14 protein-coding genes are annotated in these 17,717 nt (G+C 71.7%); 7 read left to right on the forward strand and 7 right to left on the reverse strand.

What is annotated here, in order from left to right; all coding sequences use genetic code 11:
- Positions 1-76: 76 nt before the first annotated feature.
- The 3 genes from ACLJQZ_RS08270 to ACLJQZ_RS08280 all read left to right on the forward strand — a co-directional run bounded on the left by ACLJQZ_RS08270 (position 77) and on the right by ACLJQZ_RS08280 (position 4,658).
- Positions 77-946, forward strand: a complete 870-nt coding sequence (locus ACLJQZ_RS08270) for a ribokinase (RefSeq protein ID WP_410619452.1) — start codon at positions 77-79, stop codon at positions 944-946.
- A gap of 299 nt (positions 947-1,245) precedes the next feature.
- Complete coding sequence (gene ptsP / locus ACLJQZ_RS08275) at positions 1,246-2,916, forward strand: phosphoenolpyruvate--protein phosphotransferase (protein WP_410619453.1); 1,671 nt, start codon at positions 1,246-1,248, stop codon at positions 2,914-2,916.
- A gap of 350 nt (positions 2,917-3,266) precedes the next feature.
- Positions 3,267-4,658 (forward strand): MFS transporter, encoded by a 1,392-nt coding sequence (locus tag ACLJQZ_RS08280; protein WP_410619454.1) that lies wholly within the window; start codon positions 3,267-3,269, stop codon positions 4,656-4,658.
- A gap of 74 nt (positions 4,659-4,732) precedes the next feature.
- On the opposite strand, the gene ACLJQZ_RS08285 is transcribed toward ACLJQZ_RS08280, so the two are convergent.
- Positions 4,733-5,398, reverse strand: a complete 666-nt coding sequence (locus ACLJQZ_RS08285; protein WP_326945384.1) for a DUF1707 domain-containing protein — start codon at positions 5,396-5,398, stop codon at positions 4,733-4,735.
- A 96-nt stretch (positions 5,399-5,494) separates the two neighbouring features.
- On the opposite strand from ACLJQZ_RS08285, the gene ACLJQZ_RS08290 reads away from it, so the two are divergent.
- Positions 5,495-6,517: a hypothetical protein gene (locus ACLJQZ_RS08290; protein WP_410619455.1), complete on the forward strand. Its 1,023-nt coding sequence runs from the start codon at positions 5,495-5,497 to the stop codon at positions 6,515-6,517.
- On the opposite strand, the gene ACLJQZ_RS08295 is transcribed toward ACLJQZ_RS08290, so the two are convergent.
- Genes ACLJQZ_RS08295 through ACLJQZ_RS08305 form a run of 3 tightly spaced genes read right to left on the reverse strand, consistent with a single transcriptional unit; the run spans position 6,518 to position 9,563 of the window.
- Positions 6,518-7,174, reverse strand: coding sequence for a response regulator (locus ACLJQZ_RS08295; RefSeq protein WP_410619456.1), 657 nt, complete (start codon positions 7,172-7,174; stop codon positions 6,518-6,520).
- Positions 7,171-8,307, reverse strand: coding sequence for a MacS family sensor histidine kinase (gene macS, locus ACLJQZ_RS08300; protein WP_410619457.1), 1,137 nt, complete (start codon positions 8,305-8,307; stop codon positions 7,171-7,173). Before macS ends, ACLJQZ_RS08295 begins: the two co-directional genes overlap by 4 nt.
- Complete coding sequence (locus ACLJQZ_RS08305) at positions 8,304-9,563, reverse strand: AI-2E family transporter (protein ID WP_410619458.1); 1,260 nt, start codon at positions 9,561-9,563, stop codon at positions 8,304-8,306. The genes macS and ACLJQZ_RS08305 overlap by 4 nt, the downstream gene beginning before the upstream one ends.
- 200 nt (positions 9,564-9,763) lie before the next feature.
- Between ACLJQZ_RS08305 and ACLJQZ_RS08310 the strand changes: the two genes are divergently transcribed.
- Positions 9,764-10,693 carry a hypothetical protein gene (locus tag ACLJQZ_RS08310; RefSeq protein ID WP_410619459.1) on the forward strand — a complete coding sequence of 310 codons (930 nt, stop codon included), beginning with the start codon at positions 9,764-9,766 and terminating at the stop codon, positions 10,691-10,693.
- Positions 10,694-10,920: 227 nt separating this feature from the next.
- The gene (locus tag ACLJQZ_RS08315; RefSeq protein ID WP_410619460.1) at positions 10,921-14,052 is read left to right on the forward strand and encodes a beta strand repeat-containing protein; all 3,132 of its coding nucleotides are present in this window, start codon (positions 10,921-10,923) and stop codon (positions 14,050-14,052) included.
- A 100-nt stretch (positions 14,053-14,152) separates the two neighbouring features.
- Here the strand turns inward: ACLJQZ_RS08315 and ACLJQZ_RS08320 are convergent, their stop codons facing one another.
- Together ACLJQZ_RS08320 and ACLJQZ_RS08325 are read right to left on the reverse strand one after the other, a co-directional pair.
- Entirely contained in the window at positions 14,153-14,917 is a 765-nt protein-coding gene (locus ACLJQZ_RS08320) for a dioxygenase (protein ID WP_410619461.1), read from the reverse strand.
- A gap of 67 nt (positions 14,918-14,984) precedes the next feature.
- A complete protein-coding gene (locus ACLJQZ_RS08325) occupies positions 14,985-15,365 on the reverse strand; it encodes a MarR family winged helix-turn-helix transcriptional regulator (RefSeq protein WP_410619462.1) in 381 nt (126 codons plus the stop codon).
- Between the two features lie 65 nt (positions 15,366-15,430).
- On the opposite strand from ACLJQZ_RS08325, the gene ACLJQZ_RS08330 reads away from it, so the two are divergent.
- Positions 15,431-15,886, forward strand: coding sequence for a MarR family winged helix-turn-helix transcriptional regulator (locus tag ACLJQZ_RS08330; RefSeq protein WP_247059568.1), 456 nt, complete (start codon positions 15,431-15,433; stop codon positions 15,884-15,886).
- A gap of 3 nt (positions 15,887-15,889) precedes the next feature.
- Here the strand turns inward: ACLJQZ_RS08330 and dnaB are convergent, their stop codons facing one another.
- The gene (gene dnaB / locus ACLJQZ_RS08335; protein WP_328459140.1) at positions 15,890-17,296 is read right to left on the reverse strand and encodes a replicative DNA helicase; all 1,407 of its coding nucleotides are present in this window, start codon (positions 17,294-17,296) and stop codon (positions 15,890-15,892) included.
- Between the last annotated feature and the right edge of the window lie 421 nt (positions 17,297-17,717).

Below are 17,717 nucleotides of genomic sequence, written 5' to 3' on the forward strand. Positions count from 1 at the left end.
GTTACAAAAACCTTCACTTTCTTCCGCGGCGACCCTGATGACCTGGTCGGACGGCGTTTCGTGGCAAAGTACGGAGATGAACTCCGACGTGCTCGTGGTGGGATCCGCCAACGCCGACCTCGTCGTCGCGGTGGATCGGCGGCCGGGTGGGGGTGAGACCGTGCTGGGCGGGGACACCGTGCTCTCCCCCGGCGGCAAGGGCGCCAACACGGCGGTCGCGGCGGGGCGGCTCGGGGCGGACGTCGCGCTGCTCGGCGCCGTCGGCGACGACACCTACGGCCGGCTGCTGCTCGGTTCGCTCCGCGCGGCGGGCGTCGACACCGGGCTGGTCCGGACCAGCGACCGGCCGACCGGCATCGCCTACATCACCGTCACCCCGGACGGCGAGAACTCGATCCTGGTCTCCCCGGGTGCCAACTCGAGCCTCGAACCGGCCGACGTCGAGGCCGTCTTCGACGGGGTGCGGGTCATGGTCGCCTCGCTCGAGGTGCCGCTGCCGACCGTCGAGCACGCCGTCGCGAAGGCCGCCGAACAGGGCGTCAAGGTCCTGCTGAACCTGTCGCCGGCGGCGAAGCTCTCCGCCGGGACGCTGGCCAAGCTGGACGTCCTGCTGGTCAACGAGCACGAAGCCGCCTGGTTGACCGGGCCGGACGCGGACTTCCGGAAGCTCCTCGACTTCGGGCCGCGCGCCGCCGTCGTCACGCTCGGCGCGGCCGGCGCGGTCGTCGTCGAAGCCGGTTCCACCACCGAAGTCGCGTCGCCGAAGGTCGAAGCCGTCGACAGCACCGGGGCCGGGGACGCCTTCGCCGGCGCGCTCGCGGCGTCCCTCGCCGACGGCGCCGACCTGGTCTCCGCGGCGAAGCACGCGGTGCGGGTGGCGGCGTTCAGCGTGACCCGGCACGGCGCGCAGCCGTCCTACCCGACGGCCGCTGACCTGGGGGAATGATCGTCCGGACGCTCGTGCCACTCGACGAGACGCTGAAGGCGCTCGGCAGGCAGTTCGAGATCGACGAAGCCGCTTCGGCCTGTGGCTCGACGATCCGGCCGACTGGTTCCGGCTCGCCGACTCGGCCGAGGCCTGGGAATTCCGCCGTATGCTGGCCGGACGGCCGGTGTCCAGCCGCGGCGAACTGGCCGAAGCCTGGTGGCACGAGGAGGTCCGGCCGGTGCTCGATCAGGTACGCCGGCGCGGCTTGTGCCCGCCACCACGAGATATCCACGTCTATCTGAGCTATGGTCTAGACCATGTCGTCTGAGCTTGATGCCGCCTCCGCTGAGGGACGCACGTCGGCGGGGCCTTTGTCCGGGGTCGCCGTCAGCCCCGGCCGCGCGAGTGGTCCCGTCGTTCGCGTCGCGGAGCCGCTGGGTGAGCCCGCCGCCACCCCGGCCCCGGCCGATCCGGCCGCCGAGGCCGCCCGGATCGTGCCCGCCGCCGAAGCCGTGGCCGCGCGTCTGGAGAAACAGGCCGAGACGGCGTCCGGCGAAGCGGCGACGATCCTGATCACGACCGCCGCGATGGCCGCCGACCCGGCGCTCGCCTCGCAGGCGGAACAGCTGGTCAAGACCCAGGGACTGCCCGCCACGCGCGCCGTCTACCAGTCCGCCGAGGGCTTCGCCGAGGCGCTGGCCGCCGCGGGCGGGTACATGGCGGAGCGCGTCCGCGACGTCCGCGACGTGCGTGACCGGCTGATCGCCGAGCTGCTCGGCATCGCGCCGCCCGGGGTGCCCGAGCTGGCGACCCCGAGCGTGCTGGTCGCCCGCGACCTCGCGCCCGCCGACACCGCCGGTCTCGACCCGGCGAAGGTGCTCGCCCTGGTCACCGAAGAGGGCGGCCCGACCAGCCACACCGCGATCCTGGCCCGCGCGCTCGGCATCCCGGCCGTCGTCGCGGTCCGCGGCCTGCTGGCGCTGGACGCGCAAGCGCTTGCGGTCGACGGCGACACGGGTGCCGTCGAGGTCGCCGACCCCGCGGCCCCGGTCGTCACCGCGACGGTGGCGCAGCTGGCCGACTGGAACGGCACCGGCGCGACGTCCGACGGCCACCGCGTGAAGGTCTACGGCAACGTCGGCTCCCCGGCCGACGCGCAGGCCGCGGCGGACGCGGGCGCCGAGGGTGTCGGCCTGTTCCGCACCGAGTTCTGCTACCTGGACGCACCGGCCGAGCCGTCGGTGGCCGACCAGCGCGCGGCCTACACCGCGGTGCTGTCGCCGTTCCGCGGCAAGCCCGTGATCGTCCGGACCTTGGACGCGGGCGCCGACAAGCCGCTCGCCTTCCTGTCCCCGGAGGCCGAGCCGAACCCGGCGCTCGGGGTGCGCGGGCTGCGCGTGGCGTTCGACCGCCCGGAGATCCTGGACCGCCAGCTCGAAGCGATCGCGGGTGCCGCGGCGGATTCGGGCGCCGAGGTCTCGGTGATGGCTCCGATGGTCGCGACGGTCGAGGAGGCCGCCTGGTTCGCCGACCGCGTCCGCGCCGCGGGGATCGCCCGGGCCGGCGTGATGATCGAAATCCCGGCGGCGGCGCTGAGCGCCCGCGAAATCCTCGAGGTCGTCGACTTCGTCTCCGTCGGCACGAACGACCTGGCGCAGTACACGTTCGCGGCGGACCGCCAGCTGGGCGCGGTCGCGAAGCTGAACGACCCGTGGCAGCCGGCGCTGCTGCGCCTGCTCAAGCTGATCGGCGACGCGGCCAAGGCCACGGGCAAACCGGCGGGCGTCTGCGGCGAAGCGGCGGCCGACCCCCGGCTGGCGCTGGTCCTGGCGGGCCTCGGCCTGACGAGCCTCTCGATGAACGCCCCGGCGGTCCGCACGGTGGGCGCCGGCCTGGCGAGCGTGACGCTGGCGGAGTGCGAGGCGTTGGCGGAAGCGGCCCTGGCGACATCGAACCCGACGGCGGCGCGAGCAGCCACCCGCACCTGACCTGCGATCGGCCGTCGGTGCCCGGTCGTGAGGCTGGGCACCGAGGCGGATCCCCGGAGAACGGCGCGAACTCAACCTCCCGACGCGCCCCCCACCCTCCCCAGGGGGGCAGCCCCACGCTCAGTCTATCGGTCATCACCGACGGTCCGGGTTTGTGCGAACCTGGGACGCGGAGTTGTCCACAACGTTCGAGGGGTGTGGACAACGACGTCCCGTGAAGGTCACTTCGGACCCGGTCCGAGGTGGCCTTCACGGCGTTCGGACGAAAAGAAGAAAGAAGAAGTGTCGATTCCGGCCCGGCCCGCTCGACGCGTAGGTGAAGGAGAAAGCCGAGTCGGGAGGTAACGGTCATGACCACAGGTACCCGGGCCGGGCGGCGGGAGTGGGTTGGGCTGGCCGTGCTCGCGCTGCCCACGCTGCTCGTCTCGCTCGACGTCTTCGTGCTCCTCCTCGCGCTGCCGAAACTCGCCGTCAGCCTGCACGCCGATGGCACCGAACAGCTGTGGATCATGGACACCTACGGCTTCATGGTCGCCGGGTTCATGGTCACCATGGGGACCCTCGGGGACCGGATCGGACGCCGGAAGCTGCTGCTCATCGGGGCCACCGCCTTCGGGCTCGCCTCCGTCGTCGCCGCGTTCTCCACCAGTGCCGCGATGCTCATCGGGGCCCGGGCCGTGCTCGGGATCGCCGGGGCGACGCTCGCTCCCTCGACCCTCGCGCTCATCGGGACGATGTTCACCGACTCGCGGCAACGCGCGTCGGCGATCGGGATCTGGGCCGGGTGCTTCTCCGTCGGCGCGATCATCGGGCCGATGGTCGGCGGATTTCTGCTCGAACACTTCTGGTGGGGCTCGGTCTTCCTGCTCGGCGTCCCGGCCATGGTCCTGTTGCTGGTCATCGGCCCGAAGCTGCTGCCCGAGTACCGCGACGAGACCGCCGGCCGCCTCGACCTGCCCAGTGTCGCGCTGTCGCTCGCCGCGATCCTGCCCGCCGTCTACGGCGTCAAGGAGCTCGCTCGCGACGGCGTCCGCCCGCTGCCGGTCGCGGCCCTGGTCGCCGGGATCGCCGTCGGGTACGTCTTCGTGAAACGGCAGCGGACGCTCGACGAGCCGCTGCTCGACCTGCGGCTCTTCGCCGGGAAGGCGTTCCGCACCGCGCTCGGCGGGATGTTGCTGTTCAGCATGCTCGGCGGCACCACGATGCTGTTCGTCGCGCAGTTCTTCCAGCTCGCGCTGCACTTTTCGCCCATCGCCGCGGCGCTCGGACTGCTGCCCGGGATGGTCACCTCGACCATCAGCTTCCTCGTCGCTCCCGTACTGGCCCGGCGCGTCCCGACCGGCACGCTCATCGCGGGCGGGGTCGTCACCGCCGCGCTCGGCATGGTCGTGCTGGCCTTCGCCGGCGCCGACCCCGTGTGGCCGGCGATCGGGTTCGCGGTGACGTCTCTGGGGGTCGGGCCGATGGTCACGCTCGGGACCGATCTCGTCGTCGGGTCCGTGCCGCCGCGCCGGGCCGGGGCCGCCGCGTCGCTCGCCCAGACCGCCAACGAGTTCGGTTACGCCCTCGGCATGGCGACCGTCGGGACCCTGGGCAACGCCATCGTCCGCGCCCACGACGAAGCCGACGGCCTCCACGCCGTCGCCGGGCTGAGCGCGGTCGCCTTCGCCGTCCTCGTCTACTTCGTCGCCCGGCACCTGCGGACCGCCCAGCCGGTCGCCGCTCAGCCGGTCGCCGTATAACGGGCGAAGGCCTCCCCCGCCCGATGCCTGGGCAGGGGAGGCCTTCTTGACGCCGGGGGCAGAGGGGCCCCGGGCTAGCCGAAGAGCCCGCGTCGCGGGTGGCGGATGACCAGCGAACCGCCGTGGACGCGGCCGCTCAGCACGTACCGCGGGTTGCCCATGCGGCCGTTGCTGTGGGTCTTGTCCTCCATCGAGCCGAACTTGACGTCGCTGATCGCGTTGACGTCGACCGCCGCGTGCTCGGGGATGACGATCTCGACCGAGCCCCACTTGGCGTCCAGCTCGATGTGCACCACCGGCGACTGGACCTGGGCCTCGGTGAAGTCCAGCTTGGTCGAGCCGTACTTGTTCCGCACGACCATCTCCGACGGCACCACCCACGGGCCGCCGCGGTGCAGGGACGAGTACTTCGCGTTGAGCTCGAATCGCTGACCGGGCACGTAACCGCCGCTGAAGCCCACCGGGGGCGCGTACGACGGGGCCGCCGCCCCGGCCGCGGCCGGGTGGTAGAGGCCGGCGAGGTCGGCCAGCACGGTGTTCAGCTCGCCCCGCGTCTTCGACGCGAGCGCGCGGTCCGTGCGTTCGGTGAACTCGTCCAGGTCGATCATCCCGCGGCCGATGGCCTTCTGGAGCACTCCGACGACGTGCTCGCGCTCGTCGTCGGACACCCGAAGATCGCGCTCGCTCAACGGCTTGGTCTCGGTAGCCGGCTGTACCGTCGTGGTCTCTTCCTCGCCCATGTCCACGATGGTAGAACCGGATTCCTCCAGGGAGATCGGGGGAAAACCCTGAACGGACCCGTACTTCGCGGTGCCGCGCTCGGCGCGGCGCTCTTCGTGCTGGCCGGGTGCACCGGCGACGAGCCCGCCCCACCGCCGGCTCCGGCGCCGACCAGCGCGCCGCCGACCTCCGCGGCTGCCCTGCCGGAGGGCCTCCGCGGCGTGGCCGCCTCCGGCGGGATCGGCGTCACCGCGCTGCTCCCGACCACCGGCCCGACCCTCTTCGACGCCGACCGCGGGCCCGCGGGCACTCCGCCCGGTTACCCCGGCGGTGGTGCCGGGATGAGCGTCGTGCGCGTCGGGCAGTCCGCCGTCCTGACCGCCCACCACGACAACGACCTGTCCGACGTCTTCGGTTACTCGGGCCCGGCGAGCCCGCCGCGGTCGCTCGGCCGCGCCTGGTCGGTGGCGCCCGGCGTCGACGGCGCGAGCGTGTGGGTGATCCGGCAGGACGCGCCGGACAGCTGCCGGCTCCAGCACGTGCAGCTCGACGGCGGCGAGATCGGCCACGGCCAGTCCGCCAGCTGCCACACCCAGGTCCGCGCCGAGACGAAGAACGGCCTCCTGATCACCATCAACGCCGACGGCGCCGAGTCGACGGACGCGCTCATCGAGCCGGAGACCGGCCGCACGGTGCAGCAGGCGCCGCGCATCCTCGCCGTCGCCGGGGACCGGATGCTGCTCGACGGCCTGACCGATCTCACCCTGGTCGACCTGCGCGACAACAGCCGCAAGCAGCTCAGCAGGCCGACGATCGGGCCCGCGCCCACGGTGGTGCCCTCCCGCGAAGGCGCCGTGTTCGCCGCCGACTTCGCCGTCCACTCCTACCGGGCCACCAACACGCAGCTGCGTGACATCTGGCTGCTCCGCCCGGACTCGCTGAGCTGGGAACACGCGCCGGGGATGCCGTTCGTGACCGAGCACCTCAACGACGGTGGCGGGATGGACTGGAGTGACGCGGGTGATCTGGTGCTCGCCGACGGCGTCCTCGCCGCCTGGCACCCGGGCGAGCCGATGTGGCGGCTGGGCAAGGCCGCGCTGCCCGCGGGCGACTGGGACGGCATCACCGTCCTGCCGTGACTACTCTTCGTCGAGGCCGTGCTCGATCGCGTACCGGGCCAGCTCGACGCGGTTGTGCAGCTGCAGCTTCCGCAGCGTCGACTGCACGTGGTTCTCGACGGTCCGGTGCGACAGCACGAGCCGCTCGGCGATCTGGCGCGCGGTGAGCCCCTTCGCGACCAGGCGCAGGACGTCGGTCTCGCGCTCGGTCAGCCGCGGCGGCTCGGCCCCTTCGGCCGGGGCGTCGGCCATCCGCCGGTACTCGCCGAGCACCAGGCCGGCCAGGCCCGGGGTGAACACCGGGTCGCCGACGGCGGTCCGGCGGACGGCGTCCACCAGCTCGGCCGCGGACGCCGACTTCACCAGATAGCCGGACGCGCCGGCCTTCACCGCCTCGAGGACGTCCTTGTGTTCCCCGCTCGCCGAAAGCACCAGCACCCGCGTCGACGGCAGCGCCGCCGTGATCTCGCGGGTGGCGTTGACGCCGGAGGTGGTGCCGAGGTTGAGGTCCATCAGCACGACGTCCGGCCGCACGGTCCGCGCGATCCGCAGCGCCGCGTCGGCGTCCGGGGCGGTCGCCCGCACGTCGAAGCCGTGTTCGGTGAGGTCGCGGGCCACCCCGTCCCGCCAGATCGGGTGGTCGTCGACCACCATCACCGAAATCCGTGGTTCGCTCATGACGCGCTCCTGGTGCTCGGCACCCTGACCTCCCACTCCGTGCCCCGGCCGGGACCGGTGTCGAGGGCCGCGCTCCCGCCGAGGTCGCGCACCCGGCCCCGGATGGATTCCACCACGCCGAGGTGCCCGTTCGCGGCCGCTCGCTCGAGAACGCCGTCCGGAATGCCCGGTCCGTCGTCGCGGACGCTCACCACCACCTCGGTGCCGAGGTCCTCCAGCAGCACCCACGCGTGCGCGCCCGCACCCGCGTGCTTCTCGACGTTGGCCAGCGCTTCCCTGGTGACGGCGACGAGCTCGTCCGTGACGTGCGCGGGCAGCTCGACGTCGTCGGCCGGGGTCGAGACCTGCACCGACGGCGTCGCGAGCAACTGCAACGCCGTGCGCAGGCTCGTCGTCCCGGTCTCGCTCGGCTTCAGCGGTTCCGTCGTCACCAGCGACCGCAGCGCGATCTCCTGCTCGCCCGCCAGCCGGGCCAGCTCGGCCGCCTCGCCGCCGACCTCGTTGCCGCGCTTGCGGACGCGGGCCAGCACCTGCAGCACGCTGTCGTGGATCGACCGGGCCAGCCGCTCGCGTTCGGCGGTCGCCGCTTCCTTCCGCAGCGCCTGCGCCAGGCGGGTCGCGGCCTGCCGGCTCAGCGTCGCCGCCATCCCGACCAGCAGCCCGGCGGCGGCGAGCAGGACGCCGTCCCGCGCGACGTCGAGGTCGAACTTCTCGCGCGCGAGCCCGGTCGCCACCCCGACGACCAGGCCGGCGAGCACGCCGCCGACCGCGCCGAACCGCGCGCCCGCGGCCACCGGCGGCACCGCCGCCCAGACCGTCGTGATGAGCGGGACGCTCAGCGCGAACTGCGCGTCGCTCAGGACGTAGGGCGAGGTGAGCAGCAGTCCGGTGCCGACCACGACGTCGGCGACGACCAGCCACGGCGGCCGCGTCCGCTCGCGCAGGTACAGCAGGCTGATCACGACCGACCAGGCCGCCATCGCGCCCAGCAGCGTCCAGGCCAGCCACTCACGCCGGTACTGCTCGTGCTGCACGACGACCGTGCCGCAGGCGAACGCCCAGGTGAGCACGCGGAACGCGTTCACGCCGCGCCACAACGGCGTGATCGGGTCCGGCGTCCGCGCGGTGGTCATTCCTTCTTGTCGTCCTTGTTCACGGCCGTCGCCGCGCGGGCGTTCTTTTCTGCGTCTTCTTCGTCGTCCTCACCGATCGTCGGCACCTCCGCGTCGGGTGTGCCGGGTTCGGCGTCGTTCGGCTGCGCGGCCTGGTCCTTGAGGACGTCGACCTCGGCCGGGTCCGGGTTCCGCTCGTGCAGCAGCGACCGGACGCCGGCGTTCAGCACGGCCAGCAGCGGCACGGCCAGCAGCGCGCCGGCGATCCCGCCCGCGACCAGGCCGGCGGTGATGGCCAGGACCACGGCCAGCGGGTGCAGCTTCACCGCCCGCCCGAGCAGCAGCGGCTGCAGGATGTGGCTCTCCAGCTGCATCACGCCGATCACGATGCCGAGCACGATGACCGCGCCGATGGGGCCGTTCGTCACCAGCGCGATCAGCACGGCGACACCACCGGTCAGCACGGCGCCGATGATCGGGATGAAAGCGCCGATGAAGACCAGCGTCGCCAGCGGGATGACGAGCGGCACACCCATGATCCACAGGCCGACGCCGATGCCGACCGCGTCGACGACGGCGACCGCGGCCGTCGCGCGGACGTAGCTGACCAGGGAGGCGAACCCGCGGCGCCCGGCGACGTCGACCCGGTTGCGGACCCGGCCCGGCACGACGCGGACCAGGAACGTCCAGATGCCGTCGCCGCCGCTGAGGAAGAAGATCGTGATGAACAGCGTCAGCAGGAAGCCGGTGAGGATCTCGCCGACGGTGCTCGCCGTCGTCAGCGCCGTCGTGGTGATGGACGCCTGGTTGTTCTGGATGAAGCCGATCGCCTGGTTGATGAAGTCCTGGATCTGCTCCTGCCGCAGGTGCGGCGGCCCGTTCAGCAGCCAGTTCTTGATCTGGTCGAGGCTCGCGTTCAGCTGCTGCTGCAGCTGGGGCAGCCCGGAGGAGAACTGCGTGATGACGAACGTCAGCAGCCCGCCCAGCACGGCCAGCCCGGCGATCACCACGATCGCGGTCGCCAGCCCGCGCGGGAACTTCAACGCCACCAGCTTCTGCACCGCCGGCGCCAGCAGGGCGGAAACCAAGAGGGCGATGGACAGCGGGATGACGACCACCGAGAGGTAGCCGATCACCCACACCACCGCGTACAGCGCGGCGACGATCACGATGAACCGCCACGCGAGCGCCGCGCTGATGCGCAGCCCCCGGGGGATCAGTCCCGTGATGTCCTCGTGCTCCGGCAGGAACGGGTCTTCTCCTCGCGCGTGGCTCACCGCCACACCGTACTGGCTGGGACGTCCGATTCGCCGGACTGCCAGCCGTGATCACTGATCGTCAGAACAAAATACACCGTGTGTTCTTCACACGATGGGGGCATCAAGTCGTTTCGAGGGTGCGCGTCACGCCGTGTGTTTGGTTAGGTCGCTACCGCAACGTTATGTGGCAATGGGTCGAGTGCGTCAGGAGACGACGAGTGGCGAACACCGCGACGAACGAGGGGCAGGGCGCCAAGCGCTCGCGCCGTCTCGTGTCGCGTGCGCTGCTCGTCCTCGGTGGCGCCGTCGCCGGCACCGCCGCCGCGTGGCTCGTCTCCGGCGCCGCCGCGTCCGCCGACACCGTCGAGGTGGGCGCCACCCCGATCGCGGAGGCCGCCACCGGCAGCCTCGGCGACGTGAACGAAGGCGCGACGAACGCGGCGACCGACGTCTCGGCTTCGAGCTGCCACCAGGACGCCACGGCGTGGAGCAAGCCGTGCGCCCGCACCCTCGAGCACGAGGTCTCCGAGCGCGTCAGCGACTCGGTCTCGGACCTGGCCGAGGACGCCGTCGTCAGCCCGGCGCACCGCACCCTGGGCGCGGTCGAGCACATCGCCCGCAAGCCGCAGGACACCCGCGAGGTCCTCGAACAGACCTTCACCCCCGAGCCGGCGCACGATGTGCTTCAGTTGCTCGACCCGGCCGGCCAGGGCAACCTGGTTCCGCTCCCCCAGCTCCCGGGGCTCGCCCCGGTCGAGCCGCAGGAGCCGGTGACCGAAGAAATCGGTCAGGCCACGGACACGGTCGCCGTCTCGGCCGTCCAGCTCCCCGCCGTGTTGCGAGCAGCGCTCGCGATGCCGACGGGTGTCCAGCAGAACGACGTCACCGGTGCCGCGGGCGAGTCCCGCGACTCGCACCGTGATCTGCCGTCGTCGCCGCTGGTCCCGGTGCAGCTTCCGGCCGCACCGTCTGTTCCCACCGCCCCGGGTGGCAGCTCTGCCCCCGGTGGTCACCTCGACGGCTTGAACTTCGGCGTCCCCTCGTGGGTCTCCTCGGCCGTCAGCGATGCCGCCGCCAGCGCTTACCGCGGCGGCCTGCGGCACACGCCGCGCACCCCGGGCACGCAGCCCGGTGTCACTCCTGACTGAAACACCTCCCTCCACGGGTAGCTGACGCGCCCAAGTCCGTCTTCATCTGACGGCGCAGCGTCCGCACGAATCCCCGTGGCACGTCAAGCGGTGCGCGCGCTTTAAAAGTCTCAGCGCGCCCGCAAGAAGTTCCTTCCCCTCCCGGTGCTGCTCGGACTCCATTTCGACTTCGACGAGCGCACCCCCATAAGCCCGTAAGGGAACCCGAAATAAAGGAGAAACACCCCATGCAGACGTGGGCAAAGCGCGGCCTCCAGACCGCGCTGGTCACGGGTGGTTTGCTGATGCTGGGCACCGGCATCGCCTCGGCTGACGAGAACGTCAACCCCGACTCCCCGGCCTCCCCGCTCGACCTGAACGTGACGGCTCCGATCTCGGAAGCCAACAACGCGGTCGGCACCCCCTTCGGCCAGCTGGACCTGCCCGCCGGGCAGACGGAGCTGAGCACCAAGCCGGTCACCAAGGCCGCGAACGAGGCCGTCAAGCAGCTCGACGAAGCGAGCCCGATCAGCCAGAGCACCCTCGGCGGTGCCACCAAGGCCGACGGCGCGGGCGCCTTCACCCCGGGGAACCGCAACCTCAAGGGCAACAAGGTCGCCGGCGACGTCGTCGTGCCGATCCAGATCGTGGACAACGCGGTCGGCGTCATCGGCGACGCGAACGTCGACGGCACGGACCACTCGCAGACCTGGAGCCACAACCAGGACGTCGCGACCGACGGCTCCAAGTCCGGCCTCGCCGGCAACGCCGTCGTCCTCGACTGGGCGCTCCCGGTCCAGATCGCCGGCAACTCCGGCGGCGTGGCGGGCGGCAGTGGCGCGGTGCACGGCGGCTCGGCCAGCCAGAGCACCACCGAGACCGGCGACATCGACACCGACGGCACCGGCTCCGGCCTGTCCGGCAACGTGGTGGCCGGCCAGTTCGCCACCCCGGTCCAGGTGACCGGCAACGCCGTGTCGTACCTCCTCGGCAACGCGTACAGCCAGTACGACGCCGACAGCGACGCCACCTCGGGTGGCTCGATCAAGTCCGCCGGTGACGGTGGCTCGGGCTCGGGCAACGTGGTCGGCGCGCCGATCGCCCTGCCGGTCAAGTTCAACGGCAACGCCGGTGGCGTGTGGGGTTCGGACGCGGACACGCTGTCGAACTCCTCCGCCGACGCCAAGGCCGGGGACACCCGCGAAGGCTCGCTGGGCATCCCGACCTACGAAGAGACGAGCGGCAACGACTCGTTCCTCGACGGCAACGCGGGCGCGGTGTCGCTCTCGCCGGTCGCCAACGTGGCGGGTGTCGCGGCGTCGTGGATCGGCAACGCCGCCACCGGTGGCGCGCGTGCGGGTGACGAAGGCCAGGGCGGCAGTTCCTCCAGCACTGTCGACTCCGGCGGCTTCGTCAAGACGGCCGGCGACGGCTCGGGTGCGGGCGGCAACGTCATCAACCCGTCGGTCGCGCTGCCGGTCGAGGCGTTCGGCATCGGTGGCACGTACATCGGCAACTCGCACGCCAGCCACGACAACACCACCGACGCCAACGCGGGCAACGGGTCCTACACCAAGGGCAACGAAGCCGTCCTCGGCGGCAACATCGTCAACACCCAGGCCGCGGGCGCGCCCGAGGTCTACGGCATCGGCGCCAGCCACATCGGCAACGCATCCGGCCACTCGACCGAGGACAAGACGGTCACCGCCGGGGCGTACGACGGCTCGCAGGGTGACGACTCGTCCGGTTCGGGCAACGTCGTCCAGGTCCCGGTGGCCGTGCCCGCCGAGGTCTTCGGCGTGGGTGGCTCGTTCATCGGCCAGGGCACCGGCACCGCGGAGGAGACCAAGGTCGTCTCCGGCGGCGGCGGTGGCAGCACCAAGGACGACAACGGCTTCCTGAGCTCCAACCTGGGCACCGTCCCGGCGTCGCTCCCGGTGCAGGTCGCCAACATCGGTGGCGCCTTCATCGGCCAGGGCCACGGCAAGGGCTCGACCGACACGACGTCCAACGCGGGTGGCGACGTCAAGGCCAACGGCCCCGCGGGTGCGGGCGCCGGCAACATCGTCGAGGCCCCGGTCTCCCTGCCGGTGCTGGCCGCCGGCTCGGGTGCCGCCCTCGGCGGCATCGGCACCGGTGAGAACGACAACATCACCGACTCGTCGGCGGGTGGCGACGCCCTCACCGACGGCCAGGACGGCGCGATCGCCGGCAACATCGTCAAGGCTCCGGTCGCGGGTGCGGCGCAGCTGTTCAGCGACGGTGTCGCGGGTGCGGCGCTGGGCCACGGGCTCGGCACGAGCGACACGATGTCCTCCGCGGGCGGTGACGCCACGACCAACGGTGACCGCGGCGCGATCGCCGGCGACATCGTGGGCGTGGACGCGCTGCCGGTGGCGCAGATCTTCGGCGACGCGGTGAGCGTCGGCGGCGTCTCCAGCGGCAACGGGCAGAACACCACCACGGTGACCGACGCGGGCGACGACACCACCTCCGGTGTCGAAGGCGCGCTGGCCGGCGACATCCTGGACATCCCGGCGACGGCGATCGCCCAGTTCTTCGGTGACGCGGTGGCCGTGGGCGGCGTGGCCCACGCGAACGGTGACAACGTCCTCACCACGGAGAACGGCGGCGAGCCGGTCACCGAGGGTGATGGGTCGAGCCTGTCGGGGTACAACTTCTACCACGACCTCGTGGTGCCGGTGCAGATCTTCGGGGTCCCCCTGGAGCTGATCGGCAACGCGACCGCCGACTACACCGACATGACGAGCATCGACGGTGACACCGTCGACTCGGCGGACCCGATCTCCAACCCGGTCGAGGGTTCGGAGCTGGGCGCCGGCGAGCTGCCGTCGCTGACCGGGCTGGCCAGTGGCCTGCCGACCGCCGGGCTGCCCACCCAGGGCCTGCCCGCGCTGCCGACGGCCATCCCGACCCAGCGCGCCGACCTGCCGACGTCCGGGATGCCGCACCTGCCGACCCCGGGTCTGCCGATCGCTGGTGGCCTGCCCGGCCTGAGCAGCCTCTCCGCGCTGGGTGGTGCCCTGCCCGGGCACAGCACCGAGCGTGCGGACCTGCCGACCGGTGGCCTGCCGGTGCACGTCCCGGCCCTGAGCGGCGGCCTGCTGCCGACCCTGCCGGGTGTGGGTGGCGGCGTCCCGACGCTGCCCGTCGCGATCCCGGTGACCCCGGCCCTGCCGGCGAACCCGCAGCTGCCCGCCGCCCCGACGACGCTGCCGGCCGCGCCGGCCGCGCTGCCGGTCAACGCGAAGCTGCCCGTGCTCGACGGTGCGGCCCCGGCCGCGCAGGTCCCGGCCATGTCGGGCCTGGACTCCACCAGCTTCCTCTCGAAGCTGCTGGGTTTCGTCAAGCGCAAGTAGTTCTGATTCGCGCCAGTAGTACCTGAATAGACTCTCCCTCCCTGGAGACGACGAGCCCCAGGAGCCAGCGCCGGCTCCTGGGGCTCGTTCGCGTCCCGGGTCAGGAGAACTGGAGAGACCGCTTCGCCAGGCCGTGCCAGAACCCGTCGATCACCGTGCGCCCTTCGGCCGAACTGGCGCCGAGCGAGACGAACAGCGGCGCGAAGTGCTCGATCCGCGGGTGCGCGAGAGCCGCCGCGGGCGCCTTGTGCCGGAAGTCGAGCAGCGTGTCGACGTCGCCGCTGCGCAGCACCTCGTCACCCCAGTGATCGAACTCGGCCGACCACGCCGGTGGCGTCCCGTCGGTCGAGCGGGACATGCCGCTCAGGTTGTGCGTGAAGAAGCCGCTGCCGATGATCAGCACGCCCTCGTCGCGCAACGGCGTCAGCTTGCGGCCGAGGTCGTAGAGCTCCTGCGGGTCGAGCGAGGGCATCGAGACCTGCAGCACCGGGATGTCGGCGTCCGGGTACATCTCGACGAGCGGTACGTAGGCGCCGTGGTCGAGGCCGCGGTCGGGCGCGTCGTGGACCGGCGTCTCGGTCGCGCGAAGCAGCTTCTTCACCTTCGCCGCGAGCTCCGGCGCGCCGGGCGACGCGTACTTCACCTGGTAGTAGCGGTCCGGGAAGCCCCAGAAGTCGTAGACCAGCGGCACGGTCGTCGTGGCCGAGAGGGTCAGCGGCGCTTCTTCCCAGTGCGCCGAGACGACCAGGATCGCGGTGGGTTTCGGCAGGCCGGCGGACCAGCCGGCGAGCTGACGGGTCCACGTGGCGTCGTCGGCGAGCGGCGGCGCACCGTGGCTGAGGTAGAGGACCGGGCTGCGGGTCATCGACGGCTCCAGTGCTTGAAAGTTCAACTACTAGAGTACCTGACGCCGTCGCGGTCCCGGTTATTCCTCAGCCGGCTTCGAGGTTCGCCGCGCAGCGCTCGAGGGTGCGGATCGTCGTGCGGTAGTCGTCGTCGCTGACGCCGTCGGTCACCGCCGTGCGGAACGCTTTGACGCGCGCTTCGACGCGGGCGTGCACTTCGCGGCCTTCGCCGGTGAGCTCGCCGGTTTCGGCGACCCAGCCGCGCTCGCGCAGGTCGGCGACCTGCGCGGACGTCGAGCCGAACGGTGCCATCACGACGTCGATCTCCGCCTGCGTGCGGGCGCCGAGGGCGATCGTGTTGAGCACCTGCCACTGCCGGCGGGTCAGCGACTCCGCGTCGAGGGCCTGGGCCATGGAAGTTTCGAGGAGCTCGTGGACGTGGCGAAGCCACCAGCCGAGGGGTTTCATGGATACTCCGAATGTTGTCGGACAACTACATGTAAAAGTACATGCAGTTCGGGAGTGGAGCAACCATGACGGACGCGGTGGCCGAGGTCGAGCGCGCGATGATCGCGATCCGCCGCAGCCAGCAGCGGCGGGCGTTGAGCCGGATCGCCAAGGAGCGCGGCCGCGGCGGGCACGACCCGGTGCACGAGCTGCTCGACGTCGTCGAGGAGCTCGCCGAACGCGGCGAAGCCGGCACGGTGACGGCGCTGAGCACGGCGATGGGCGTCGACCAGCCGCGCGCGAGCCGGCTGGTCGCGCGCGCGGTCGAGCAGGGACTTCTCCGGCGCGAAGCCGATCAGCACGACGGACGGCGTGCGGTGCTCGTGCCGACGGAGGCCGGTCAGGCCCACCTCGACGAGCTGCACACCTTCCGCCGCGCGGTGTTCGCCGAGGTCATGGCCGGCTGGCCGGCCGACGACCGCGAGAACTTCGGCCGGCTGCTGACGGCGTTCGTCCGCGGGTACGGCGAACTCGGCCGCTAGCCGCTAGTCGTGGGACAGGTCGACGAAGCGGCTGTAGTGCAGCTGGTGCGCGACGACGATCGTCGCGGTCGGGCCGGCACGGTGCTTCGCGATGATCAGGTCGGCTTCGCCGGCGCGCGGGTCGTCCCGCTCCCAGGCGTCCGGCCGGTTGACCAGGATGACGAGGTCGGCGTCCTGCTCCAGTGAGCCGGACTCACGCAGGTCGGACAGCATCGGGCGCTTGTCGGTCCGCTGCTCGGGACCACGGTTCAGCTGGCTGATCGCGATCACCGGGACCTCGATCTCCTTCGCCAGCAGCTTCATCTGCCGCGAGAACTCCGAGACTTCCTGCTGCCGCGACTCGACGCGCTTGCCGGACGTCATCAGCTGCAGGTAGTCGAGGACCACGAGCTTGAGGTCGTGCCGCTGCTTCAGCCGGCGCGCCTTCGCGCGGATCTCCATCATCGTCATGTTCGGCGAGTCGTCGACGAACAGCGGTGCTTCGGAGACCTCACTCATCCGGCGGGCCAGGCGCGTCCAGTCGTCGTCGGACATCTTGCCACCGCGCATGTCGGCGAGGCGGATCTTCGCTTCGGCCGAGAGCATGCGCATGACGATCTCGGTCCGGCTCATCTCCAGCGAGAAGATGACGCTGGTCAGGCCGTGGCGGATGGACGCCGAGCGCGCGAAGTCCAGCCCCAGCGTCGACTTGCCGACACCGGGGCGGGCCGCGACGATGATCATCTGGCCCGGGTGCAGGCCGTTCGTCAGCTCGTCGAAGTCGGTGAAGCCGGTCGGGATGCCGCGGGACTGCCCGCCGCGGGACGCGATCGCGTCGATCTCGTCCATCGTCGGCTGCAGCAGCTCTTCCAGCGCGACGTAGTCCTCGCTGGTCCGGCGCTCGGTGACGTCGTAGATCGCCGCCTGGGCGCGGTCGACGACCTCGTCGATGTTCGCGCCGTCCGCGGCCGCCGCGCCGTAGCCGTACTGCACGATCCGGGTGCCCGCCTCGACGAGCCGGCGCAGCACCGCCTTCTCCGCGACGATCTCCGCGTAGAAGCCGGCGTTCGCCGCCGTCGGCACCGTCGCGATCAGGGTGTGCAGGTACGGCGCGCCGCCGATGCGGCCCAGCTCGCCCCGGCGCTCCAGCTCGGCGGAGATGGTGATCGGGTCGGCGGGCTCGCCGCGGCCGTAGAGGTCGAGGATGCAGTCGTAGATCGCCTGGTGCGCCGGGCGGTAGAAGTCGTCGGGGCCGAGGGCCTCGATGACGTCGGCGACGGCGTCCTTGGACAGCAGCATGCCGCCGAGCACGGACTGCTCGGCCGTGATGTCCTGCGGCGGCTGGCGGTCGAACCCGCCACCGGAGCCGGGGTCGCTCGGACCCGGGTCGTTCTCCGCATACATCGGACCGCGGTCGTCGGTCAGCGCCACCGCTCCGGACACCTCCTCGTCATCATGCGAACACCCGTTCGATTATGCCGGAACTTCACTCTCGAAGCACGTGGCGCGAGCCGCGCCACCAGTCCTCTTCCGCCGTGTCCCCCGATGATCGCGAAGACGGGTCACGAGTGTCCGACCGCCACGCCGGACACCACCGTGAGTACCGGCTCGGCGGGGACGCTATGTCCCCCGGAAGGCCGAAAGCAATTCAGGGTGGGGACCCATCTGTGGACAACCTGTGGATGAATGGGGGCAACCAGTCACAGGTGCCGCGATAGCTGTGGACAAGTTGGGGACAAGGGTGATCGGCATCCGCGAATCCCCAGGTCAGGGCCTGTGAGTAAGGTGTGGAGAACTTCCGCAAAACTCGTGCGGCGTGTCGTGTGAAACCCGTTGCTCGGCGTGTCGTGGA

Source organism: Amycolatopsis sp. cmx-8-4 (assembly GCF_046548675.1).
Lineage (GTDB): Bacteria > Actinomycetota > Actinomycetes > Mycobacteriales > Pseudonocardiaceae > Amycolatopsis.